Source organism: Lacihabitans sp. LS3-19 (assembly GCF_024343575.1).
Taxonomy (GTDB): domain Bacteria; phylum Bacteroidota; class Bacteroidia; order Cytophagales; family Spirosomataceae; genus Leadbetterella.
Genome location: NZ_RJUA01000003.1, coordinates 59,190 through 83,657 on the forward strand (window position 1 = coordinate 59,190; position 24,468 = coordinate 83,657).

The following is a 24,468-nucleotide window of genomic DNA, read 5'->3' on the forward strand; positions in this document are numbered from 1 at the left end:
GCCCCCGTTTGCATTTTGGAGGCTTTTTTGTTTTTATTTAGGCTCGTGTTTCGCAACTTTCCGTACCTCCATTGTGTTCCCAGGTCCTTGGAGTACAGGGCAACCTTTGGCAAATTCTACAGCTTCGTCCACTGAATCGGCTTTTACCATTACATACCCGCCGATGGTTTCCTTTATTTCGCCAAATGGGCCGTTGGTTACTACACCACCATGACCCACCACACAGGCATCGTCAAACGAAAGTCCGTTTCCTGTGTTCAGCAGTTTTCCTTGGGCAGCTATTCCACCCAACCAGTCCATGGTTTGTTGCATCCAAATCTGCATTTGTTCTGGCGAAGCTACGGCTGCACCATTTTCATGCCTCATAATTAATACGTATTCTTCCATTGTTATTTTGTTTTATATATCGAAGACAGATTAGGTTTGGTAATATGGACAAAATATGAATTTAATTTTCAATTTTTATATTATTTTAGAGCAATTATACTCAAAATACATGAAATATACTTTAGCGTTTTTACTTTTTAGCTTTCAAATTTTGATAGCTCAAAAAACCATTCCGAATGCTTCCAGAACTGAAGATTGGAAAGGTTTTGAGCAAGAGCATTTTAAATTCGAAGGTCGTGAAGCTTGGATAAAACTTCCTAAAAATGCTAAATCCAACAAACCTTGGGTTTGGCGAGCACATTTTCCTGATTGGCATACAAGCATAGATTCTATTCTTTTAGAAAGAGGATTCCATATCGCATATATCAATACCAACGATATGTTTGGGAGTCCGGAGGCTATGCAAATCTGGGATGATTTTTATGATTATCTTACGAAAGAAAAGCAATTTGCTCCAAAAGTCGCACTTGAAGGTGTGAGTAGAGGAGGCCTGTATATTTATGCTTGGGCAAAGCGAAATCCGCTAAAAGTTTCTTGTATTTATGCCGAAGCACCAGTGTGTGATTTTAAGTCATGGCCTATGAAACACGGTAGCCAAGCAGACAAAGAAGTTTTGTTTAAATCTTATGATTTTAATGAAGCAACTGCCTTGAAATATACTGACAATCCACTGAATAACCTCAATGGTTTGGCGGCATGTGGCGTGCCGATTTTACATGCTATTTGTTTGGAAGATAGTATTGTGCCAAATGAAGAAAATACCTTTAGATTGGTTGAAAACTACATAAAATTAGGTGGAAAAGTGACAGTATGGCCAATGACCAAAGGCGAAAAAAAACTCAATGGACACCATTTCGATATAGAAAATCCTTTTGGAATCGCTGACTTCATAGAAAGCAATTCTTTATTGAATGCTTCCGTTTTGCCTTCTACCAAGTACCATTCTTTTGGAGGTGGTTTGCAAAATAGTTTTCTAAAATTCAAAAATGGTGGAACAGCAAAAGTGGCTTTTCTAGGTGGTTCAATAACCGAAAATCCTGGCTGGCGAGACAAGGTTTCTCAATTTTTATCTGAGAAATTTCCACAAACCAAATTTGAGTTTATCAATGCAGGTATATCTTCTACTGGAAGTACGCCGGGGGCTTTTAGACTAGAAAAAGACGTACTTTCAAAAGGCAAAATTGATTTATTGTTTGAAGAAGCCGCTGTGAATGACTTCACAAATGGATTCAATGCAGAAGCTCAAATAAGAGGAATGGAAGGAATAGTGAGACATGCTTTGCTAGAAAATCCATTGATGGATATAGTGATGATGCATTTTGTAGATCCAGAAAAAATGGCAGAATATAATGCTGGAAAAGTGCCAGAAGTAATTCAAAATCATAACAAAGTGGCTGCCGCATACAATCTTGGAGTGATCAATTTGGCACAAGAAGTTACGGAAAGAATAAAAGCTGGTGAGTTTAATTGGAAAGATGACTTTAAGAATTTGCATCCTTCTACTTTTGGTCAAGAAGTATATTTTCGGTCAATAAAGGACTTTTTGAATGCTCAATTTGTTGATACAGAAACGATGCCAAAGCTGCATGAGTTACCAGAACCTGTAGATGCTTTTAGTTACTTTGGAGGAAAAGAAATGTCAATCAAAAACGCTTCGAAATTAAAGAATTGGGAAATTCAAGAGGCGTGGAATCCTAATGATAATGTAAGCACAAGAAAACAATTTGTCAATATCCCAGCTTTGATTTCTACAAGTGCTGGAGCTAGTTTTTCGCTAGATTTTAAGGGCAAAGCCATCGGTATTTGCATAGCTTCCGGGCCAGATGCGGGGATTTTGGAATATAAAATTGATGGCAAAAAATACTCACCTCTAGATCTTTATACACAGTGGAGTAGTTTTTTACATTTACCTTGGTATCTTATGTTTGACGATGAGCTTAAAGACAAAAAACATAAACTTGAAGTTACTATTTCAAACAACAAAAACCCTAAAAGCCAAGGAACTGCTTGTAGGATATTTTATTTTTTAGTGAATGAATAAAAGGTCAATAAATAAAAAAGGAAGTCTCAAAAGAAACTTCCCTTTTTATAGAAAATCAATATTTTTAGTCCCACTTAGGCAAACTGCCTTGTATATACGGAATTTTGCTTTCTTCCAGTGATTTCTGCAATACAGCTATTTTAGTATCCAAAGTTTTTACACTTTGATAGGTCTCTCTGAAAAGTTTTTTCAGATATTCAAAATTCTGCTTATGGGTATTGGTTGGTTCAGATGAATGTCCATTTAGGCCAAAAGCAACATTTCTTATTCTGCTCTTTATGCCTGGCAAAACTTCAAATTGAGCTTTTTCTAAAGCTTCATTTCCGTCCATTGCCAAGTCTATTTTCTGAAACTCCTTTTCAATTTCTACCAAAGAAGCCAATGCTTCTATTTTTGAACTTGGATTGGCCAATACAGCAGCCTTCAATGCTTTTTGTTTCTCTTTTAGGAAATCGATATGCTCTGAAGTGCCATAAATTACCCTCGCCAAATCTCTCACTTCTTCAGCATAGCTTTGAAGAGCTTTATAGTCATTTACGGGCAAGGTGGCCCATCCCAGACTCTTAACTTCAAATGGCTCAGCTTGGGTAAGTGTTTTAATTGTAGAGCCATCAAAATAGCTCAATTGTGCTGCATATTTTCCTGGAATAACTGGCAAGCCATCATTTCCTCCTGCTTCACTTTTTGTGTTTATGGAGTAACCATTGGGTTGGGTAAAATTCCAAACAAATTTGTTTATTCCCGCTTTTGGTTTTACTTCATATCGTCTTACAGTATTCTGTTTTTCATCCAAAATGTTCAAGAAATAAGAACCCATTATTTCGTTGTCTTCCGCCATAATAGAGTCCATCGATGGATAACCTTTAAGCTCTCCTTTCGCCATAAGAGCCTTTTCCGCTTCTTTGCGTTTGTCTTTCATCGATTTAGGTACCTCTTTTACGAAATATCTTATCGTGGCTCCGATAGGAGGATTTTCCGCTGTGTAATAGCTGTCGCCTTGCGTTCCAGTTCCTCTTCCACCCAAAGGATCTTTTTCATTAAATATCCATTCAGATTTTATAGGTAAAATCATGGCTTCTTTTCCTTCGGTTTTGGAAAGACTCCGCATGGCCGCATAATTGTCCAAAACATAGAAACCTCTGCCAAATGTTGCCAATACCAAATCATCTTCGCGTTTCTGAATTTCCAAATCTTTTACGGCTATTACGGGCAAATTGGTTTTCATTTGCGTCCATTTTTTGCCACCATTTAAACTTGCAAACAACCCGAATTCTGTACCGACAAATAGCAAATTTCCATCAACATGGTCTTCAGCAATGGTATACACCGAGCCTCTTTCTGGAAGATTGTTGCTTATAGATGTCCACGTTTTTCCTCCATCATTAGTTTTCACCAAATAAGGCTTAAAATCTCCATAGCGATGGTGATTAAATACTACATACGCCGTGTTTTTGTCATGTTGGGAGCATATCACTTGTGGTATATAGCTCATAGCTGGAATACCCGGAATATTATCTATTTTAGTCCAATTTTTTCCGTCGTCTGTGGTGATTTGTACCAAGCCGTCGTCTGTGCCTGCATAGATAATGTTTTCGTCTAAAGGACTTTCAGAAAGTGAAGTCGTTTGGCCAAAAATGGAAGTGCTGGTGTTTTTCTGCACGGCATCCATGCTCCAAACTTTACCCATATACGGCAATGTATTTCGGTCTATTTGTCGGCTCAAGTCTCCAGATATTAGCTTCCAAGAATTTCCTCTGTCATCAGAGCGATATACCTTATTTGCACCAAAATACAATCTTTTGGCATCGTGTTTTGACACCAAAATAGGTGAGTCCCAATTCCATCTAAGTGCTGGTTCGCCTTCCAATGGCACTGGTTTTATATCAATTTGTTCACCCGTTTTTTTATCAAAACGAATCAGCCCGCCGTGTTGCCATTGAGAGTATACGATATCAGGATTGCTCCAGTCTACTTGAGACTCAAATCCATCGCCTCCTACCGTAAGAAACCAATCGTTATTGGTGATTCCCGCCTGATTAGTCGTACGGCTCGGACCTCCTATGCTGCTGTTGTCTTGTGTACCACCATAAATATTATAGAACGGCGAGGCATTGTCTAAGGCAACTCTGTAAAACTGTGTAATTGATAGATTTGGTTTAAAATGCCAGTTTTCTCCCAAATTAAAACTCTCATATAATCCGCCGTCGCCACCAAGAAAAATATGCTCGTGGTCCTTAGGATCAATATAAAATGTATGGTTGTCAACATGAATGTTTTTGTGGTTTAGGTTTACCCAAGTTTTACCGCCGTCATCAGAATATTTAGAATATACATCTCCCACAAAAATCCTGTCAAATTGTACAGGGTCTGGAAAAATCTTGCCATAATATAAGCCAGAAGATGCATAAGAACTCATTTTGGTCCAACTTGCACCTCTATCTGTGCTTTTGTAAGAGCCGTTGTTGCCCGTTGTTGCTTCCAAATGAGCATACAAAACATCGGAGTTCATGGGAGAAATAGCTATTGCAATTCTGCCAATATCACCACCCGGAAAACCATTGATTATTTTCTTCCAAGTTGCTCCAGCGTCTGTGCTTTTGTATAAGGCACTCTCTGGACCGCCAGACACATATCCATATCCTTTACGCTGTCTTTGGTGTGCAGATGCATACAATATAGAAGAGTTTTTAGGGTCCATCACGATATCTGCTACACCTGTATGCTCACTTATGGTTAACACGTTTGCCCATGTTTTTCCACCATCTATTGATTTGAAAACGCCTCTCTCTCCGCCGCTATTCCAAAGCGGGCCATAAGATGCTACATAAATTATATCAGAGTTTTTTGGGTCAACGATGATCTCGCCAATATGCTGAGAATCTTTCAGACCCATGTTCACAAAGCTTTTTCCGCCGTCTTCCGATTTATAAACGCCATCGCCGTAGCCTACACTCCTTTGGCTATTAGCCTCACCCGTTCCTACCCACACCACGTTGGCATTGTTGGGGTCAAGACTCACACAGCCTACCGAGAAAGCACCGTATTTTTCGAAAATAGGTTGAAAGGTAGTGCCTCCATTGGTAGTTTTAAAAATACCGCTAGATGCCACCGCTACATAATATTCAGAGGATTTGTTGGGATTAAATGCCAAATCAATAATACGGCCACTCATAAAAGAAGGCCCAACCGAACGGAACTTGAAGCTTGAGAGGTCAGGGTCTTTTTCGGTTTTAATAGCTTCTTTGGGCTTTTCTGCAACCGCAGCCACCTTTTTCTTTTGGCCGAATGTGCTTAAAGTAGCAAGTGCAAAAAACAAGGTAATAAGTTTTTTCATAAGAGAGGTTTAGAATGGTTTGTAAATGAATATTAAAGGTAAAGAATTTTCTGTTTTGGGCAAAGTTGTAAATCGAAATTGATTTGAAGAATAAAAGTAAAAGCAATATTGTTCCTAACTTTTTTCGAATGAATTTTGATAGAAGTTTATTTTCATGACTCATTTAAAGGTTTGAATTTTCTGCTCTTTGATTACATTATTGGATGAAGACTGCAAAGTTTCACTCTATTTTGTTTTTACTATCACTTTAAAAATTAAAAACAATCAACAGAAATGAGATTAATGACCTAAATCCAATAATTTTAGTCCAGTTTAATAAAGTATACAATTTCATGCTTGATTTAGTGGTTTTCTTTGGTAAATTAAAGAATATACTATTTTTGAAGAGTGAAAACGGAGAAAGAATAAAGGAGAGATTTAGTAATTAATTAATTTTTGAAAAAGTATTTCATTCATTTTTTCTTTCTATAGAATAGTATTAATTATCTTTGAATCAACTTGGTAAAGTTAAAGTATTGAAAATTAAAGCTTAAGAATTATGAATACAATAAATTTTAACTCAAAAATAGTAGAGGGATATTTGGGTATGTTAGACAATCTAAGTCCAAGCAACAAACTTGATTTGATAGCCAAATTAACAGCATCAGTCAAAACAGATTTAAAACCCAAAAAATCAAATTTCAAAAAGGCATTTGGAGCTTTTGAATCATCAAAATCTGCTGAAGAAATCATAGAAGAAATTCGAGAAAGTAGAGTGTTCAATCGTCAAGTTGAAGCATTTTGAAAAAGTATTTGATAGACACCAATATTGCCATTTTCTATATGAAAGGCAAGTTTGAACTTGAAAATAAATTTGAAGGTCTTTCGTCAGAAGATTGTTTTATTTCTGAAATAACTTTGGCTGAATTGAAATTTGGTGTTGAAAATAGTGAATGGCCAGAAAAGAACAAAAAAGCCTTAGAAAACTTTTTAACAGGTGTTCAAATTTTGCCTATTTTTGGGGCTTTGGATCTTTATGCTAAAGAAAAAGCAAGGCTACGAAAGTTGGGATTGCGAATCGATGATTTCGATCTGCTGATTGGAGTTACCTCAGTGGTTCATAAGTTGGCCATGGTCACTAATAATACTTCACATTTTGAGAGAATTAAAGACATTGCTTTAGAAGATTGGATTTCGAAATAGATTTACTAAAATACCTGAATCTTTGTTTGAATTATGTTTTACGATTTTTAAACTCTAAAACAAAAAGCGATCAAATTCTCTTTATTGCAATACATTAAGAGCATTTGAACGCTTCAAGATTATTGTATGATTCTCTAACCAATCATTTCCTCTCTCAAAAAACAGTCCCTTCTTTCTTTTTTTTCAAGTTGATAGCTGGCAACTGATTTTGTTTTACCATTTGATTGAAGGCCGGTACGTCTTCTTCTACAATCTTTTTGAGTTTTTCAGAGATAAATTAGAAATGATTTGGTTTTGAAAAGATGATGCCATTTGTTTTGGGAAAATACTTGTTTTATTTTCTGAATTTTGCGAATCAGAATAAAACTTCATGAATAATGTTATTTTTGTTTACATAAAAATATCTTGGACATTAAAAGTTTCAGAAAACAAGCTTGGGAAAATCCCAGCTTTCATAATTTTGATTGAATTTAATAATTAAGAAAATGAACACAAATATAAATATTAGGCTCAAACCAAATTTATTGCGTCAACTAGAGCAAAAGAAAAGAACTTTAAATTTAGATACTGAAGCTGTTATTAGTAAAGCATTGGAAGATTATTTCTATTTCGACAGAATCAATGATTTGCGAGAAGGAATGAAATTTAAAGCCAAAGAATTAGGTTTTGAAACGGAGGAAGATATTTTTAATGCCATTTCTTAGTGTATGAAGGTTATTATAGATACCAACGTATTACTTTCATCATAACTTTTTTCTGGCTTTGCTGCTAAGGTTCATGATTTTTGCGTGATTCATTTCAATGTTATCTCTTCAGATTGGCTCTTTGATGAATTGGAAGAAAAACTACTGGGGAAATTCAAACTAAGTGAGGAGCAAACAGAAAATTTTATAGCTTTATTGCAGGAACGAACCGCTGTAGTTCACCCCTTTAATGAATTACCAGATGTTTGCAGAGATGCAGATGACAATCATGTTTTACAATTAGCAGATTATATACAAGCTGACTGCATTATTACTGGTGACAAAGATTTATTAGTTTTAAAAAGTTTCAATAAAACACAAATATTTTCTCCTAGAGAATTCTATGATAAGTTCATGGATGGGAAATTTTAGATAAATCGTAATTTATCAGAAATCTGATTTTAGAATTAGGTACTTCTGCCTGATGGTTTTAATCATCTAGGTGCTGGAATTATTTAAAATTCTGCAAACAATTACCTAAAAAAACAACCAAACCCTTTGATACCTAAGTACCCAAAAGTTTGGTCATTTTTTTGAAAATTTCAAAAAGCTCAAAATTAAATATTTACAACGCCGTTCCCACCTTCTTCTGCTTCAAATTGATAGCTGGCAACTGATTTTGTTTTACCATTTGATTGAAGGCCGGTACGTCTTCGTCTACAATTTTTTTGAGTTTGTCCGAAGTGCCGTTTATCTTATTGCTAAGGTCATCAAATACTTCATAAGAAGATTTGGTTGGCTTGGCGTCTGCTGAGTTAACAACACCAGCTACACCTGCCATTTTATCGTTCAAACGGATAGGGTAGGCCAACAAATCCTGCACAGCCTTGGCTTTGTTTTGTAAAAGCGACTGCTCCAAATCGTCTATATTTTTGAGCATAGGTTTGGTGATTTTCTGGAAGTTTGACAATATCACAGTATCTTTCACCGACTTCATATATTCAGTCACGGCCTTGCGTATTTCTCTCAAATTATTGATATTTCTATGCGACTCGTCTAGTTTTCTATGGATTTTTAATGCCAAATTAAACTGCTCTTTCAGATCAGCATCCGATACATCCACTCTTGGGTCTTTTTTGATTTCAGCTATTTGCTCACTTACCAATTTGTTTCCCAAAATCATTCTGACTCTGTAAGTGCCAGGGGTAACTTTCGGCCCCGTGGTATTTCCTGCCCACATTGGAGCTTTTTCGCCTTCTATTTCGGTTGCGTCAGCGTAACGCATATTCCATACAAATCTATTAAAACCTGCTTTATTGTTCACACTATTTGGTTTTCTAGCTTCTGGGTCTTCGTAAAAATCCTTCGAAACCTTAAACGGTTCTCCTTTAAGATCTTTGGTGCTTGAAAAGCTGATGATGGTGTCATTGTCCATAGTTAAAAACTGCAGTTTCAACTCATCTTTTGGACTCTCAGAAAGGTAATAATTTACCAAAACACCATTTTCGGCATTTTTGCCTTGGTCTAAAGCTGGCCCACGTCTGCCACCTGTACCACCTTCCATTCTGTATGATGGCCTTGGTTTAAACAAATAAGCTTTTTCGTCAGCTATGGTCATGTTATCTTTGATTTCATGCAAAGGCGTCAGGTCGTCCAAAATCCAGAAAGACATACCATGTGTAGCCACTACAAGGTCTTTTTCTCTTGGATGAACCTGAAGGTCACGAATAGGCGTAATCGGCAAATTCATATTTAGAGAATTCCAAGATTCACCATCGTCAAAAGATACATAAATGCCTCTTTCGGTACCTGCATATAACAATCCTGGCTTGTTTGGGTCTTCTCTCACCACTCTTGTATATTCATCTTCAGGTATGCCTGAGCTGATACTTGTCCAAGTTTTTCCATAGTCCGAAGTCTTGAAAAGATATGGTTTTCTGTCACCAAACATATATCTGGTGGCCGCCAAATAGGCTTTGCCTTTTTCAAAAGCCGAGGTATGAATCATTGACATCAAAGCAAAGTCGCCCAATTGCGAGGTAGGAAGCGTTATGTTATTCCAAGTTTTGCCATTGTCTCTAGTTACGTGCAAATAGCCATCGTCAGAGCCTGCCCAAATGTTACCTTTCTCAAGTTTTGATTCATCCAAAGTATAAATGGTGGCATAAATCTCGGCACCGGTTTGGTCTAAAGTTATTGGGCCACCTGTAGCTCCAGTTGTTTTTGGGTCGTTTCTAGTCAAATCTGGACTGATGATTTCCCACGAGTGGCCTTCGTCATGGGTTACGTGTACATATTGTGATGTACAATACATGCGGGTTTGGTCATGCGGAGAGAATATAATCGGGTAAGTCCACTGAAACCTGAATTTTTTCTGTGCAGATGTATGCCCCATATTGTTTTCTGGGTACACCATAATGTTTTGCTCTTGACCGTTGTCAGCATTTAGTTTTGTTAAATACCCATCATAAGAACCCCCAAAAGTGATTTTTGAGTTGGAAGGTTTAATAGCAATATAACCTGACTCACCACCAGCCACAGGGTACCAATCTCTTATGCCTATAGAATAGCCATTGGTGCGACTTGCGATTCTGACCGTAGAATTGTCCTGCTGCGAACCATAAACGTTGTAAGGGAAATCATTATCGAGATGTACATGATAAAACTGTGCCGTAGGTATATCAATATCAGAGAAAGTATAGCCGTCATTGTAGGTTACTTCCGCACCACCGTCATCTCCAATGATATAATTATCAGGGTTTTCAGGATTTATCCATATATCGTGGGTATCTCCGTGATGTACATTTATACGTCTGATTGTTTTGCCACCATCTGTTGATTTGAATACATTTACATTCAAAATAATCAAGGCATCTTCGTTTTTCGGGTCTGCCTGAAGATTCATATAGTACCATGGTCGCTGCCAAAGGTTTTTATCATTATTCACAAGTTTCCATGAATCTCCACCGTCAGTAGAAGTAAACAATCCACCTTTATCATTTTCTATTAAAGCAAAAAGTCGATTAGAATTAGCAAGAGATACTGCCACGCCGATTTTTCCCAAAAGTCCTTTAGGCATACCTGGTTTTTCGTTCAAACATACCCATGTATCTCCTCCGTCAGTAGATTTATAAAGTCCGCAGCCTTTTCCGCCACTGCTCATGCTGTGTCCGTTTCGGTAGGCTTGCCATAGTGTGGCATATATTATACGAGGATTATTAGGGTCTATTCTCACATGATAGGCACCTGTGCTGTCATCTTTTGCTAAAATTTGCTCCCAAGATTTACCTCCGTCTTTGCTTCTATATACCCCACGTTCTTTGTTTGGAGCAAATGGATTTCCGACCGCAGCAACATAAACCAAATTATGGTCCGTAGGGTGTACTTCTACAGTAGCTATTGCATCCGCTTTGGGTAGTCCGATATGCTTCCAGGTTTTACCAGCATCAGTAGATTTGTACATGCCGTCGCCATAACTGATATTACTACGCATATCTGCCTCGCCCATTCCTACATATATTACATTAGGGTCTGAAGGTGCCACAGCTATAGCTCCGACCGAGCTAGATTTGAAAGTACTGTCACCTATATAGCCCCAGTTTTGGCCGCCGTCGGTAGTTTTCCAAACGCCGCCACCTACAGCTCCAAAATAATAAGTCAACGGTTGGTCTTTATGTCCTGCCACTGCCAAAGATCGTCCAGCTCTAAATGGCCCAATATTTCGCCATTCCATGGCATCATATAGTTTTGGATTTACTTTTGTACTAGCTTTTGGTGCTTCAGTTGCAGCTATTTTTCCTTTCTTTTTTTGAGCAGAAAGATTATTGAAAATTGAAATACAGAAAATTAAATAGAGTATTTTTTTCATAGTTTAATAATGAAGGTTTTATAAGAAAATAAAAATACTTTTTTTTGATTAAAAAAACACCTTTGATTCGAAAATTATATGTTTTTAGTAGACGAATAGGATAAATATTGCTTTGAGAAAGGTTTGTTTTAGGTGGCAGATATTAATTCTTACAGAAATGACTTAATTGGAGATGGTTTTTAAGAGTAATCTGCAACTATTATGGGATTAGTTTACTAAATCAAAAACAGAATATAGATATTTTCTAAGTGGGTTATTTTTATAGTTTTATGAAATGTCAGTTTTTTCCAAATTCAGGAAAAGCAATCTAATAATGCTAGAAAATGTCACCCCTTCGGGGTTTTGGTTTTTTTCTATAAATTATTTTTAGAATAGTTTCACCTCTTCGAGGTTCTAGGTTCGAAGTGTAACATTGACTTTAGAATAATTTCAACCCTTCTGGGTTTTAGTTTTGCCCTTCAATATTAGTTTTAGAATAGTTTCAACCATTCAGGGTTTTGGTTTAGTACTTTGACATTGGCTTTAGAATAATGTTAATACTTCGAGGTTCTAGTTTCGAATAATAACATAGGTCTTAAATAATTTCGCCCTTTCGGAGTTTTGGTTTTTGCCGCTTTCTTTGCTTTTAGGAAATAATCACCTCTTTAATGGATTATTTCCCTTGTTTGTTTATAGTTTAGAATAGGAAGATATGCTTGTAGTTTTTATTTCAATTCGCCAATCCAGCCTCTGAAACCAATATCAAAAGTGCAAGTTTTATGGCTAGTGCTCCACTTTCGTCGTTTAGGTACCATTCGTCTAATGCATGGGCATTCCCTGCCTTCCCACCTCTGCCAATCGTTATAGCTGGTACTCCCAAGGCAATCGGAATGTTTGAGTCTGTTGAGCCTCTTGTCAATGTTGGTTGGGCATTGAAATAAGAAGTAACTGCGATAGCTTTTAAAATTAAAGGCAAGTTTTCGCCTAATTCACCAGACGGTCTCTCACCTATTTTCTCAATGTTTACTGTCAATTTATCTCCCTTTTTTACAGTTTTATTGTAGTCTTCTAATGCTCTCTGCATTTGTTCTTTCATGATACTTTCTATGCCCAATAGCTTCTCGGGACTTACCGAACGCATGTCTATCTCCATCCATGATTCAAATGGTATAGAGTTTACAGAAGTTCCGCCGCCAATTCTTCCAACATTATAGGACGTTTTTGGTCCATTCGCTACATAGGCTCCAGCTGCTTGGTCAAAATAATCGATGGCCTTTCCGATGGCATGATGCGGATTTGCCATTCCGAATGCACCCCAAGAGTGTCCACCTGGGCCATTGAAAGTAACTTTATAGCGAAGTGAACCCAAAGCCATGTTGTTTATTCTGCCAATATCTCCTCCGTCAATGGCAATATAGGCGTCTATTTTTCGGTTGCCGTTTTTAAACAAATGCTTTACTCCTCTCAAATCTCCCAGACCTTCTTCACCTACAACTCCCACAAAAAGCACGTCTGCATTCGTGTTTATTTGAGCCGATTTCATGGCTTTCATTATCGTAATTACCATACTCAAGCCCCTTGTGTCGTCGCCAATGCCAGGAGCATAAAGCGTATCTCCGTGCATTTTTACCTTTACATCAGTTTCGATCGGGAATACTGTATCTAGGTGAGCTTCCAAAACCACCGTTTTGCCTTTTGTTTTACCTTTTCGTAAAGCTATAACATTGCCAACTTCGTCAATCCATATAGAATCCGCACCAGCAGATTTTACCATTTCCATAAATCTTTCCCCTCTTTTTTGTTCCATAAAAGGGGGTGCTGGAATTTCCGTAAGCTCAATCAAATCCTTCATGGTTTGTGGTTCCAAACTTTGGATTACATCAAAGGCTTTTTGGACTTTTTTACTGTTGGCTACTGTCTCTATTTCCTTTTTATAAGCTTCTTGAACTGTAACTTTCTTAACGTCTTGGGCTTTTAAAAAAATCGGAAATAGTAATAATAAGAAAAAAACAGGAAGGTTTTTCATGAATATATTAAAGGTAGAGGTTTGATAAAATGTAGCTTCAAATGTAAGGAATATTTTTTAAGATGCTATTTGTTGAAATTATAAATTTAATTTTTTTCAAAGAAACAATAAATAATAATTGAACTATAGGACAATTTGAAATTCAGTGTATATTTGCTCAATTAACAAGCCTAAAACTAAATAGAATGTTTTGAAATCTTCTTACAGAAATAAAAGAAAACTAACCTACCTTCAGATTTTTTCTGTGTGGTTATTCTTGTCTGTTTTTTTGTTTAAAGGTTTACTTTCTCCCTTATTCTATTCTTTAGAACTGACTTATATTCAATATGATGTTAAAGAAAATTTGCTAAAAAAAATCCCAGATTCGTCATTGATTAAAATCCATAAAACATCAGATTTTGATAAAAATGAGTTTGAGTTAAATGGAAAAATGTATGATGTTGTAAAATTTGAAATTTATGGGGATGAAAAGATTCTTTTTTGTTTTGAAGATGAGGCAGAAACTGACTTAAATTTGAAAATTAAAAAAGATTTGAACCTGTCATTAAAAGATCATCCATTTCAAAAAGACATTAGTTTAAAAATTCAAAATATAACGCAATCTGTTTTTTCTTTTGAGGCATTTCCACAGTTTGAATTAGCGTTTTTTTCTTTTTCAGATGGTTTTCCAATTGATTGGATAAATAGTTTTTCTTCAAGATTACTTTCAATTTTAAGTCCTCCTCCCCAATTGGTTTTTTGAAATATTATTCTTTTTGGAATTCTTTTAAGGATTGATAATTAAATATTAATTATTTGATAATCAAAGCTTAAGGTTTCTTTATTTTATATTTTTAAATAAACAATGATGAGAAAAGTTTTTACTTTCTTGTTGTTTTCTTGTTTGACTTATTATGCTCAAGCTCAGGAAGACAGCACAAAAAAAATACTGTATTTAGACGAAATGGTGGTTTCGGCCAATAAATTTGAACAAGCCAGAAAAGAATCAGCCAATAAAATAGAATTGATTACTTCTAAACAAATTGCTTTTCAAAACTCCCCCAATATGGCCAACCTTTTGGAACAATCTGGCAATGTTTTCGTGCAACGCTCTCAGGCAGGAGGTGGAAGCCCAGTTTTGAGAGGTTTTGAGGCGAATAGAGTTTTGATAGTAGTTGATGGTGTCAGGCTAAACAATGCCATATTTAGGGCGGGACATTTACAAAATGTATTGAGAATAGACCAAAGTATGTTGGAAAGAGCCGAGGTGATTTTTGGGCCAAGCTCGGTCATGTACGGCAGCGACGCCTTGGGCGGTGTTATGCATTTTAGGTCTAAATCTGCGGCTTTTGATAGCAAATCTGCCAACGCCTACCTAAGATATTCTTCTGCTTTTGGTGAAAAAACGGGTCATGTAGATTTCAATTTAGGCAGCCAGAAAATCGCATCATTGACAAGTTTTACATTTTCTGATTTTGGAGATGTGATTCAAGGAAATAATAGACTTTCTAAATATCCTGATTTTGGCAAAAGATTGTTTTATTCTGAAAGGGTTAATAGTAAGGATGTTATGCAAGTTAATGATAAACCTAATGTTCAGGTTGGGAGCGGCTATCAACAGTATGATTTTTTAGAGAAATTGTCTTTTCAACAATCTGAAAACGTAAAGCATACTTTAAATATCCAATATTCTAATACCAGCAATGTACCTCGCTATGACAGACTTTCTGAACTCAGAAACGGGCTGCCGAGAAATTCAGAATGGTATTATGGACCTGAAAAAAGAGCCATAATTGCTTACCAATTGGATTTGAAAAATACCCAGATTTATGATCAAGCTTTTGTTTCAGTAGCTTTTCAATCGATAGTTGAGAGCCGTAATTCTCGGAACTTTAACAATGATAACAGAAAAGAACAAACCGAAAATGTTGGTGTTTTCTCTGTAAATGCTGATTTTCAAAAAAGAATAAAGTCCCAAAAAGTAAATTATGGTTTGGAGGTAGTTAACAATGATTTAAGTTCCACCGCAGTGTCTGTTAACATAGTTTCCGGTGCTACAAAAGCCGCTGATACTCGATATCCCGATGGCAAAAACAATATGAATTCATGGGCTTTGTATTTAACGGACCAGCTGATGTTTTCGAATAAACATTTCTTAAATGCAGGCTTAAGGTATAGTTCAAGCCGTTTGTCATCTGAGTTTATCGAAAAAACGTTTTTCCCTTTTCCATTTAATACCATCAAACAAAACAATGATGCTTTAACAGGTAACATAGGCTTGGTTTTAAATCTAAGTACAAAAACCAAGCTGAGTGTTTTAGGTTCATCGGGCTTTCGGACACCAAACATAGATGATCTTTCCAAAGTGTTTGAGTCGGTTTCGGGTTCTTTAATTGTCCCAAATCCAGATTTGAAACCAGAATATAGTTACAATGCCGAGGTGACTTTAAGTCAAATGTTGAACGAAAACATTAGATTAGAAGGAACGATTTATAATACTTGGTTAAGGAATGTTATTGTGGTGGATAATTTCACCCTTAACGGACAAAGTCTTGTGGAATACGATGGCGAAATGAGTAAGGTTTTAGCATCGCAAAATAAAGACAAGGCTACAATAAATGGCTGGAATATCAATGTCTTTGCAAAAATTAGTGAGAATTTGAATTTTTCAAGCACACTAAATGGTACAAAAGGTAAAGCCAGTGATGGTATTCCACTGGATCATATTCCACCTATTTTTGGACGAAGTGGCTTGAAATACAGCAAAGAAAAGGTAAATGTGGAGGTTTTTAGTCTTTACAATGGCTGGAAAAAAATCGAAGATTACAGCCCAAGCGGTGAAGACAACCAGCAATATGCCACGCCAGAGGGTATGCCATCTTGGTGGACTTTAAACCTTCGTACATCTTTTCAACTTCAAAAACACCTAAGTTTACAGTTGGCTTGCGAGAATATTTTAGACAAAAACTACCGCAATTTTGCTTCAGGAATCTCTTCAGCTGGTCGTAATTTTATGATTACTTTGCGAGGAGGTATTTAGAAGATTTGTTCACCCAAAATGTATTTTTTAAAGGCATTTTGGGTGATTTCTTTCTAAGATTATCTTTATATTCACTTTAACTTACTTCTACTTTTTTCTTTAAATTATTCATTTTTAATAATTTACCGTACTTCCTCTCTGTGATATATGTCATAGTAGGCCAAGATTATTTTGGTAACATTTGTATTAAGCAAAAGATAGAAATTTTAATTATTAATTTCTATTATTCATCATAAATACAAATATTCTATCATGGAAAAATCATTGTTTAAAATCACAATTTTTATAGCTTCATTTTTTTGGATTTCTAGTTGTTCTAAAGACCAAATTGTTGACCCTCAAACAAGTAGCTATAATCAAGCTCAAGTCACCCAACAAATCAGCAATTTACCCACAGAGACGATTTCAGAAGCTGAAAAAAGTGGCTTATTGTACATGAGAGAGGAGGAAAAACTCGCTAAAGATGTGTACGTAACGCTTTACAAAAAGTGGAATTTGAATGTGTTCAATAACATTTCTAGTAGTGAAGAAACACATACATCAGCGGTTTTGTCCTTACTTCAGAAATACAATATTCCTGATCCAGTAGTAAATAATGCAGTCGGTGTTTTTGAAAATGTCACTTTGCAAAAATTATACACTGACTTGGTAACCCAAGGTTCTGTAAGTCTTTTGGAAGGTGTAAAAGTTGGAGCAACTATTGAAGACCTTGACATTAAAGACCTTGAAGAATATCTAAAAGATGTTGACAATCAAGATATTACTTATGTATATCAAAACCTTACCAAAGGAAGTAGAAATCACTTGAGGTCTTTTTATAGCCAAGTTTTAGCTCAAAACGGAACCTATGCGGCTCAGTTTATTACACAAAGTGAATTTGATGCAATCGTAAACAGTGCCAGAGAAACTGGTAGCTGGTGAAATTATTAAGTATATAAACATAACAAGAACGATAATGGAAAATGTAGTAGAAAATGTGGTTGCAATGCCACGCATTGGAGATAAAGCTCCTGAATTTAAAGCGATTACAACACAAGGGAATTTAGATTTCCCGAAAGCATACGAAGGTAAATGGGTGATTTTATTTAGCCATCCGGCAGATTTTACGCCAGTTTGTACCTCTGAGTTTATGACTTTCGCTAAAATGGAGCCTGAGTTTAACGCTCTCAATTGCGACTTAGTGGGTCTTTCTATCGATGGTCTTTATAGCCACATTGCTTGGTTGAGAACTATCAAAGAAAAGATAGAATACAAGGACATGAAAAACATAGAAGTGAAGTTTCCGCTTATTGAAGACATCACCATGGAAATTGCTAAAAAGTACGGGATGATTCAGCCCGGCGAAAGCTCAACAAAGGCGGTCAGAGCAGTGTTTTTTATAGATCCAAAAGGTATTATTAGAGCGATTATTTACTATCCGCTTTCGTTGGGAAGAAACTTTGATGAGCTTAAGAGAGCCTTGATAGCTATGCAAACTGCAGACAAACACGAAATAGCAACGCCAGCAGACTGGAGACCAGGCGATGCCGTTATTGTACCGCCAGCAGGATCGTGTGGGGTAGCCAAAGACCGCATGGAAGGCGATGAGGCTGATATGAAGTGTTATGATTGGTTCTTCTGTACCAAAGAATTGCCTTTAGATAAAGTTTAAAAAAAAATATTTTGCTATGAGAAAGATTAATATTGGCTTGGTGGGAATAGTATTGGTAGCTATGGTAGGCCTGAATTGTGTAAATACCAAGGTCAGTTCAAACTCAGACGAGCAGTATTATTTAGACTTAGGCAAAAATATTTCATCGACTACGCAGGCGGTTTTAGGTAAAAATCTAATGAATGCGATGGCAAAAGGTGGGCCAGAATATGCTTTGGAATTTTGTAATTCTAAAGCATATCCACTCACTGATAGTATGGCTTTGGTACATAAAACTTCTATAAAAAGAGTAAGCGATAAAGCCAGAAACCCTCTTAATCAGGCAAATAGATTAGAGAAGTCCATTATTGTTTCTGTAAAAGAGCAATTGAAAAATGGTGAATCTCCTAAATCTGAAATAAGAGAAGTAAAAGGAAAAATGGTGGCTTATTATCCAATAGTAACCAATGCCATGTGCTTGCAATGCCACGGAAAAGTAAACCAAACAGTACAACAAAAAACGTTCGATAAAATCAATGACTATTATCCAAAAGACCAGGCATTGGGTTACGATGTGAATCAATTGCGAGGGCTTTGGGTGGTGGAAATGCAAAAAACAAAATAATGAATATCAAAGAATTGCACACAGAACAAAAAGCCGTTTCGGCTGTATCACTTTTTAAAAGTGAAAATGGCATTGCAAATGCCATTCAGATTCAGAAAAATGAAACCTTAAAAGAGCATATTACTAAAATACCTGCACTACTCCTTTGTGTTGAAGGTGAAGTAGTTTTTGAAAATGAAAAAGGAGAAAAGCAAACCTTATTATCTGGTGATTATGTAAATATTGAACCAAACGTAAAGCACTGGGTAGTTGCAAACGAAACCAGTCAATTAGTCTTAATCAAATAATCAATTTTAAATATATAAAACAATGAAAAACAGTATCTTAACAATCGCATTCGCTTTAATTGCTTTGGTATCTTTTGCACAAAAAGGACAAGGCTGGGCGGATTTAGAAAACATGAAAACGGTGATGAAGCAGACCTTCCCGCCGATGATGAAAAACAACGACTTGACAGCCGCAAAACAAAATGCCGCTGAATTGTACGACAAAGCTTTAGCACTCCAAAATGGCACAAAACCAAGAGCTTTTAGAAGTGCAGCTATGGCCGAAAAATTTGCTGCCATAACTGCCAATGCAAAAGAAATGAAAGACTTAGTAGCTGCCAAAGCTTCTGATGAGGACATCAAAAGTAGTTTGGTGACTTTTCACGCGGCTTTTGCTGAAATAGCCCACCATAAAAAAGCGGGCATGGGACATGGTCAGGGTAATGGAATGGGTAAAATGTAAAAATCATGGCAAAAATAGTGATTCTTGGTGCAGGCATAGCCGGTCATGTGGCTGCTGCCCATCTTCGTAGAAAACTCTCAAAAGAACATGAAGTATTGGTAGTTTCGCCTAACAGAAATTACCAATGGGTGCCATCCAATATTTGGGTGGGCATAGGCCGGATGAAGTCAAAGTCGGTTATTTTTCCTCTTGAACCCTTATATAAAAAGAAAGGCATTGGCTACAAACAAGCCAAAGTTGTGTCTTTTCATCCTGAAGGAGACGCCACAGAATCGAAAGGTTTTGTGAATGTAGAATATGTTTTTGGAGAAAAATTGGGTATACAGGAAAAAGTAAATTACGATTTTTTAATCAATGCCACTGGCCCAAAACTTGCTTTTGATATGACAGAAGGTATGTCGCCAGGTACCAACAAAGCCTTTTCGGTTTGTACCTACGACCACGCCGAGCATGCTTGGGCTGGCCTTAAACTATTGATAGATAGGGTGAAAACTACTGGTGATCATGTAAAAATTCTAATCGGAACGGGTCATCCAAAAGCAACCTGCCAAGGTGCTGCATTTGAGTATATTCTGAATGTAGAAAAAGAGTTGGTAAAGTATGGCGTCCGAGACAAAGCTGATGTGACCTGGATTTCTAACGAAAATGAACTGGGAGATTTCGGCATGGACGGTATGTTGCTGGATTACGGCGGCCGAACCATGAAATCGAGCGAAATGGTGGAAATGGTTTTTGCAGACCGAGGCATCAAATGGATTTTAGGTGCAGGTGTTTCGAAAATCGAGGATGGGCTTGTACATTACGAAAACCTCGAAGGCGAATACAAAACCGAAACTTACGATTTCGCTATGTTGATTCCGGCTTTTTCAGGGCATGGTTTTAAGGCTTATGACAAAGCAGGGGAGGACATAACGCCGAAACTTTTCAAAGGTTTTATGATAGTAGATGCCGATTATACACCAAAACCTTATGAACAATGGAGTGTGCAAGACTGGCCAGAAACGTATCAAAATCCAAATTACGCCAATATTTTTGCTCCTGGAATAGCCTTTGCACCACCTCATACCATCTCAAAACCAAGAAAAAGTCCGAATGGAACAGAAATCTTTCCATCACCACCACGGACGGGAATGCCTTCTGGAATCACTGCCAAGTTGGTTGCTGACAATATCATTGACACCATAAAAAGCGGTAAAATGAGTTTGCATCACAAAGGTTCTATGGGAAACATGGGAGCGGCATGTATAGCTTCGGCGGGTTTTGGAATGACTGAAGGAAGCGGTATTAGTATCACCACTTATCCCATTGTGCCAGATTATAAAAAATACAGCACTACACAAGGGCGAGATATTAAAAAAACCTTTGGCGACATGGGTCTTGCTGGTCACTGGCTTAAACTAACGCTTCATTATGCATTTATTTATAAAGCTAAAATGCTTCCATTTTGGTGGTTAATTCCAGAATAAAAACAAAAAATATCATGGCATACAAAATATCAAAAGCGGAACATGCTAAAATGCAAAATCCGTTTATTCAATTTTTTAAGTACATTTACTTGAGCATAAAAATTATGTTCGTTGTGGCCGCAGGTCACGGCGGTACCCGAAATTAAGATTGGAATCTAAAGGGTAAATAAAGACTTTTCAGCAGCAGAATTTTTCTGCTTTTATAAAAAAATACAAAATGGAAGATATGATTTTCTATGATAGGATGCAGTTTGCATTTACTATCACTTTTCATTATTTGTTTCCACAGCTTACCATGGGTTTGTCTTTGATAATCGTGTATTTCAAAGGCAAATACCTCATAAAGCATGACATAAAATACAATGATGCGGCAAAATTTTGGATGAAAATTTTTGCTTTGAATTTTATGATGGGTGTGGTTACGGGCATTCCGATGGAGTTTCAGTTTGGTACCAATTGGGCCAAATTTTCCGAACTAACTGGAGGTATAATAGGGCAAACACTGGCCATGGAAGGCACATTCTCGTTTTTTCTAGAATCATCTTTTCTTGGCCTTTTTCTTTTTGGAGAAAAACTCATCGGTCAAAAACTCCACTTTCTTACAGGTTTTTTAGTATTTGTTGGTTCATGGGCCAGCGGTTGGCTTATCATTGCCACCAATGCATGGATGCAGCATCCAGTAGGCTATGAGATTTTAGAAAATGGCAAATTTGTACTGACTAATTTCGGTGCATTATTCTCCAATCCATGGTTGGTTCCTTCTTATTTGCATAACCAAAGTGCGTCTTTAGTTACGGCCTCTTTTGTAGTGGCGGCTATCGGTGCTTTTTATCTTTTGAGCAAAAAGCATTTGGAGCAAGGCCGAATCTTTATCAAAACAGGTATTGCATTTGGGTTAATTTCTAGTTTAGCAGTAGCTTTTCCTACTGGCGATTGGTCTGCCAAAAATGTTGTTAAATTTCAACCTATAACCTTTGCAGCAATGGAAGGAATTTTTGACACAGAAAAAGGAGGTTCTGAGATTATTTTGGTTGGTCAGCCCGACATGGAACTTTTAAAATTGGACAATAAAATAGCTGTTCCTAATGTCTTGAGCTTTTTGACTTATCAAAATTTTACGACCGAAATCAAAGGTTTGAAAGAATTTGATGTTTCAAAATGGCCAAAAAATGTGCCGGGCTTGTATTATTCTTATCATATCATGGTGGGTTTAGGCACCATTCTCATCGGTCTTATGGCTTTGTCGGCCTTTCTTTTGTGGCGTAAACATCTTGAAAAATCAAAATGGATTCTTTGGGCGATAATGTTTGCTTCGCCTTTTCCTTATATCGCCAATATTGCGGGGTGGTACACTGCTGAGCTGGGGAGGCAGCCTTGGTTAGTTTATAATCTGCTGGAAACTGCCCATGGAGCATCACCAAATGTCTCGGCGGGTAATACACTATTTACGCTTTTGGGTTTTGTAGGTATGTATGTTTTATTGGGTTTGTTGTTCTTGCTTTTGTTGGGAAGAATCATTTACAAAGGTCCTGAAACGATAAAAAATTAAGCTATGGAATTGTTTTGGTATATCGTAGTGATAAGTATGCTCACCATTTATATGCTTTTAGATGGATATGATTTTGGAGCAGGAATTGTGCATTTATTTTTTGCAAAAAAAGAAGAAGATAAAAAAGCTATCACCAAGGCCATAGGACCTTTTTGGGATGCCAACGAAGTTTGGCTCATTGCCGGTGGAGGCGTTTTGTTTTTTGCATTTCCAACTTTATATGCCTCTTCATTTAGTGGGTTTTATCTCCCTCTGATGATGATTTTATGGCTTTTAATGTTTCGGGCTATTGGTCTAGAGCTTCGTGGTTTAATTCATAATTCCATGTGGTTTGCCATTTGGGATACAGCTTTTGGTGTTGCAAGTTTATTGCTGGCTTTGTTTTTTGGAATCGCCGTCGGAAACATTGTGCGGGGTGTAAATATGGGAGATGTGGTCAACGGAGTTTCAACTTATGAGGCACATTATTTTACTTTGCCACTTTGGAATCCGAGTTTAAATCCCCTTTCCGAAAGTGTTGGTGTAATCGACTGGTTTACCCTTTTGATTGGACTTATTGGCGTAGTTGCATTAACAATTCATGGAGCCAACTGGATTATTTATAAAACCAATAGCACAATTAATTCAAGACTTAAAATAATTATTTTTAAGCTAAATTTCGTTTTATTAGGTTTGGCCTTAGTATCACTTTCTACCTGGCATTTAGTCTTACCTTATCTTTTCGATAACTATATCAGCCATCCTATTTTCTGGATTTTTCCATTGATTTCATTGGTTGGTTTGGGAGGTCTATTTCGTATCAAGCACTTTAAAAAAGACGGAACGGGATTCGTTTTTTCAAGTCTATTTTTGGCGGGTGGATTGGCTTCAACAGCTCTTTCTATTTTCCCCAATTTTATACCATCAAGAAATTCAATAAATCCTTCTTTAAATATTTACAACACCGCAGCAAGTTCTTATGGACTAAACATCGGCCTTGTTTGGTTTGGAATTGGAATTCTACTTGTAGCACTTTATTTCACAGTCCAATACAGAATTTTCAAAGGCAAAATGGACGAAGGAGATTATGGGGAGCATTGAGCTACAATTTAGATATCTTGGAGAAATACTTTTTATATAGATTTGAAATTTATCTATACTTTCCTTACCCAAAATTCTCCCAAAAGATATTTATTCTTGAGAATATTGTTGATTTTTGGGGAAATTTTTATTTTCATCAATGACAAAAAAAGTAATAATAATAGGAGCAACCTCTGGTATTGGAAAATCTTTGGCCAAGTACTATGCCCAACATGAATATGAGGTTGGAATAACAGGCAGAAGGTCAGGGCTTTTAACAGAAATAGCTCGAGAATTGCCAGATTCTAAGTTTTTTGCCGCCGAAATGGATGTTGCCCAAGCCCAAAGTGCCATTGAAATATTGAATGATTTGGTGGAAAAAATGGGAGGTGTTGATATAATCGTAATTAATGCTGGAGTGGGTTTTCCAAAAGCTAATTTGGAGCAGGAACTGCAAACGGTGGACGTAAACGCTCGTGGTTTTTTGGCTTTGGCCCATTGGTCCTATCAACATTTCAAACTAAAAGGGAAAGGAAAACTTGTCGGAATATCTTCTGTAGCTGCTGTGAGAAGTAGCCCGTATTCGCCAGAGTATCATGCCACTAAAGCATTTATGGCTAGTTATTTAGAAGGCCTTAGGCTGCGGTCTAAAAAATGGAAAGATGGCGTAGATGTAATAGAAATTCGTCCTGGCTATGTAGATACGGATATGACAAAGGGGCAAAAAGGTATGTTTTGGGTAGCCACACCCGAAAAAGCCGCCAAACAAATTTTCAAAGCTGTAGACGCCAATAAATCAGTAGCTTATATTACTAGACGTTATCGTTTGATTGGCTTACTGGTTAGTATTTTGCCTGAATGGTTGTTGGCAAAAGTGTTGTAAAACGGAAA

Annotated in this window: 21 protein-coding genes; 17 read left to right on the forward strand and 4 right to left on the reverse strand. The window is 36.8% G+C overall.

All coding sequences use genetic code 11. From position 1 onward, the window contains the following. Positions 1-33: 33 nt before the first annotated feature. Positions 34-387 (reverse strand): YciI family protein, encoded by a 354-nt coding sequence (locus EGI22_RS04225; RefSeq protein ID WP_255066614.1) that lies wholly within the window; start codon positions 385-387, stop codon positions 34-36. Positions 388-496: 109 nt separating this feature from the next. On the opposite strand from EGI22_RS04225, the gene EGI22_RS04230 reads away from it, so the two are divergent. After that, a complete protein-coding gene (locus EGI22_RS04230) occupies positions 497-2,428 on the forward strand; it encodes an SGNH/GDSL hydrolase family protein (RefSeq protein WP_255066615.1) in 1,932 nt (643 codons plus the stop codon). A gap of 64 nt (positions 2,429-2,492) precedes the next feature. Here EGI22_RS04230 and EGI22_RS04235 read toward each other — a convergent pair whose 3' ends face one another. After that, the gene (locus EGI22_RS04235) at positions 2,493-5,762 is read right to left on the reverse strand and encodes a glycosyl hydrolase (RefSeq protein WP_255066616.1); all 3,270 of its coding nucleotides are present in this window, start codon (positions 5,760-5,762) and stop codon (positions 2,493-2,495) included. A gap of 538 nt (positions 5,763-6,300) precedes the next feature. Between EGI22_RS04235 and EGI22_RS04240 the strand changes: the two genes are divergently transcribed. The 4 genes from EGI22_RS04240 to EGI22_RS04255 all read left to right on the forward strand — a co-directional run bounded on the left by EGI22_RS04240 (position 6,301) and on the right by EGI22_RS04255 (position 8,059). Further along, the gene (locus tag EGI22_RS04240; RefSeq protein ID WP_255066617.1) at positions 6,301-6,546 is read left to right on the forward strand and encodes a hypothetical protein; all 246 of its coding nucleotides are present in this window, start codon (positions 6,301-6,303) and stop codon (positions 6,544-6,546) included. Further along, a complete protein-coding gene (locus EGI22_RS04245; protein ID WP_255066618.1) occupies positions 6,543-6,944 on the forward strand; it encodes a type II toxin-antitoxin system VapC family toxin in 402 nt (133 codons plus the stop codon). Before EGI22_RS04240 ends, EGI22_RS04245 begins: the two co-directional genes overlap by 4 nt. Positions 6,945-7,429: 485 nt before the next feature. Continuing rightward, a complete protein-coding gene (locus tag EGI22_RS04250) occupies positions 7,430-7,648 on the forward strand; it encodes a hypothetical protein (protein ID WP_255066619.1) in 219 nt (72 codons plus the stop codon). An 84-nt stretch (positions 7,649-7,732) separates the two neighbouring features. Next, positions 7,733-8,059 (forward strand): putative toxin-antitoxin system toxin component, PIN family, encoded by a 327-nt coding sequence (locus EGI22_RS04255; protein WP_255066620.1) that lies wholly within the window; start codon positions 7,733-7,735, stop codon positions 8,057-8,059. 193 nt (positions 8,060-8,252) lie between these two features. Here EGI22_RS04255 and EGI22_RS04260 read toward each other — a convergent pair whose 3' ends face one another. Next, positions 8,253-11,495, reverse strand: coding sequence for a glycosyl hydrolase (locus EGI22_RS04260; protein WP_255066621.1), 3,243 nt, complete (start codon positions 11,493-11,495; stop codon positions 8,253-8,255). Between the two features lie 709 nt (positions 11,496-12,204). Beyond that, complete coding sequence (locus tag EGI22_RS04265; protein ID WP_255066622.1) at positions 12,205-13,500, reverse strand: M20/M25/M40 family metallo-hydrolase; 1,296 nt, start codon at positions 13,498-13,500, stop codon at positions 12,205-12,207. A 343-nt stretch (positions 13,501-13,843) separates the two neighbouring features. Here EGI22_RS04265 and EGI22_RS04270 point away from each other — a divergent pair, with 343 nt between their 5' ends. The 12 genes from EGI22_RS04270 to EGI22_RS04325 all read left to right on the forward strand — a co-directional run bounded on the left by EGI22_RS04270 (position 13,844) and on the right by EGI22_RS04325 (position 24,460). Beyond that, positions 13,844-14,242: a hypothetical protein gene (locus EGI22_RS04270; protein WP_255066623.1), complete on the forward strand. Its 399-nt coding sequence runs from the start codon at positions 13,844-13,846 to the stop codon at positions 14,240-14,242. Positions 14,243-14,344: 102 nt separating this feature from the next. Beyond that, positions 14,345-16,519, forward strand: coding sequence for a TonB-dependent siderophore receptor (locus EGI22_RS04275; protein WP_255066624.1), 2,175 nt, complete (start codon positions 14,345-14,347; stop codon positions 16,517-16,519). Positions 16,520-16,771: 252 nt separating this feature from the next. Continuing rightward, a complete protein-coding gene (locus EGI22_RS04280; protein WP_255066625.1) occupies positions 16,772-17,440 on the forward strand; it encodes a DUF2202 domain-containing protein in 669 nt (222 codons plus the stop codon). After that, positions 17,415-18,170: a peroxiredoxin gene (locus tag EGI22_RS04285; RefSeq protein WP_255066626.1), complete on the forward strand. Its 756-nt coding sequence runs from the start codon at positions 17,415-17,417 to the stop codon at positions 18,168-18,170. The genes EGI22_RS04280 and EGI22_RS04285 overlap by 26 nt, the downstream gene beginning before the upstream one ends. 16 nt (positions 18,171-18,186) lie before the next feature. Beyond that, positions 18,187-18,774, forward strand: coding sequence for a DUF3365 domain-containing protein (locus EGI22_RS04290; protein ID WP_255066627.1), 588 nt, complete (start codon positions 18,187-18,189; stop codon positions 18,772-18,774). Continuing rightward, positions 18,774-19,061 carry a cupin domain-containing protein gene (locus tag EGI22_RS04295; RefSeq protein ID WP_255066628.1) on the forward strand — a complete coding sequence of 96 codons (288 nt, stop codon included), beginning with the start codon at positions 18,774-18,776 and terminating at the stop codon, positions 19,059-19,061. The genes EGI22_RS04290 and EGI22_RS04295 overlap by 1 nt, the downstream gene beginning before the upstream one ends. A gap of 22 nt (positions 19,062-19,083) precedes the next feature. Further along, complete coding sequence (locus tag EGI22_RS04300; protein ID WP_255066629.1) at positions 19,084-19,503, forward strand: hypothetical protein; 420 nt, start codon at positions 19,084-19,086, stop codon at positions 19,501-19,503. Positions 19,504-19,508: 5 nt separating this feature from the next. Further along, positions 19,509-20,969, forward strand: coding sequence for an NAD(P)/FAD-dependent oxidoreductase (locus EGI22_RS04305; protein WP_255066630.1), 1,461 nt, complete (start codon positions 19,509-19,511; stop codon positions 20,967-20,969). A 14-nt stretch (positions 20,970-20,983) separates the two neighbouring features. Beyond that, complete coding sequence (locus tag EGI22_RS04310; protein ID WP_255066631.1) at positions 20,984-21,115, forward strand: hypothetical protein; 132 nt, start codon at positions 20,984-20,986, stop codon at positions 21,113-21,115. Positions 21,116-21,186: 71 nt separating this feature from the next. After that, positions 21,187-22,518: a cytochrome ubiquinol oxidase subunit I gene (locus EGI22_RS04315; RefSeq protein ID WP_255066632.1), complete on the forward strand. Its 1,332-nt coding sequence runs from the start codon at positions 21,187-21,189 to the stop codon at positions 22,516-22,518. 3 nt (positions 22,519-22,521) lie between these two features. Beyond that, on the forward strand, positions 22,522-23,598 hold the full coding sequence (cydB, locus tag EGI22_RS04320; protein ID WP_255066633.1) for a cytochrome d ubiquinol oxidase subunit II: 1,077 nt from the start codon (positions 22,522-22,524) through the stop codon (positions 23,596-23,598). Positions 23,599-23,737: 139 nt separating this feature from the next. Next, a complete protein-coding gene (locus tag EGI22_RS04325; RefSeq protein ID WP_255066634.1) occupies positions 23,738-24,460 on the forward strand; it encodes an SDR family oxidoreductase in 723 nt (240 codons plus the stop codon). Positions 24,461-24,468: the final 8 nt, after the last annotated feature.

Bases quoted from the DNA above. Each gene is read 5' to 3' on its own strand.
- EGI22_RS04310 (WP_255066631.1), top strand. From the start codon at position 20,984: ATGGCATACAAAATATCAAAAGCGGAACATGCTAAAATGCAAAATCCG.
- EGI22_RS04230 (WP_255066615.1), top strand. From the start codon at position 497: ATGAAATATACTTTAGCGTTTTTACTTTTTAGCTTTCAAATTTTGATA.
- EGI22_RS04235 (WP_255066616.1), bottom strand. From the start codon at position 5,762: ATGAAAAAACTTATTACCTTGTTTTTTGCACTTGCTACTTTAAGCACA.
- EGI22_RS04260 (WP_255066621.1), bottom strand. From the start codon at position 11,495: ATGAAAAAAATACTCTATTTAATTTTCTGTATTTCAATTTTCAATAAT.
- cydB (WP_255066633.1), top strand. From the start codon at position 22,522: ATGGAATTGTTTTGGTATATCGTAGTGATAAGTATGCTCACCATTTAT.
- EGI22_RS04280 (WP_255066625.1), top strand. From the start codon at position 16,772: ATGGAAAAATCATTGTTTAAAATCACAATTTTTATAGCTTCATTTTTT.
- EGI22_RS04305 (WP_255066630.1), top strand. From the start codon at position 19,509: ATGGCAAAAATAGTGATTCTTGGTGCAGGCATAGCCGGTCATGTGGCT.
- EGI22_RS04300 (WP_255066629.1), top strand. From the start codon at position 19,084: ATGAAAAACAGTATCTTAACAATCGCATTCGCTTTAATTGCTTTGGTA.
- EGI22_RS04275 (WP_255066624.1), top strand. From the start codon at position 14,345: ATGATGAGAAAAGTTTTTACTTTCTTGTTGTTTTCTTGTTTGACTTAT.
- EGI22_RS04265 (WP_255066622.1), bottom strand. From the start codon at position 13,500: ATGAAAAACCTTCCTGTTTTTTTCTTATTATTACTATTTCCGATTTTT.
- EGI22_RS04325 (WP_255066634.1), top strand. From the start codon at position 23,738: ATGACAAAAAAAGTAATAATAATAGGAGCAACCTCTGGTATTGGAAAA.
- EGI22_RS04225 (WP_255066614.1), bottom strand. From the start codon at position 387: ATGGAAGAATACGTATTAATTATGAGGCATGAAAATGGTGCAGCCGTA.
- EGI22_RS04295 (WP_255066628.1), top strand. From the start codon at position 18,774: ATGAATATCAAAGAATTGCACACAGAACAAAAAGCCGTTTCGGCTGTA.
- EGI22_RS04315 (WP_255066632.1), top strand. From the start codon at position 21,187: ATGGAAGATATGATTTTCTATGATAGGATGCAGTTTGCATTTACTATC.
- EGI22_RS04250 (WP_255066619.1), top strand. From the start codon at position 7,430: ATGAACACAAATATAAATATTAGGCTCAAACCAAATTTATTGCGTCAA.
- EGI22_RS04240 (WP_255066617.1), top strand. From the start codon at position 6,301: ATGAATACAATAAATTTTAACTCAAAAATAGTAGAGGGATATTTGGGT.
- EGI22_RS04290 (WP_255066627.1), top strand. From the start codon at position 18,187: ATGAGAAAGATTAATATTGGCTTGGTGGGAATAGTATTGGTAGCTATG.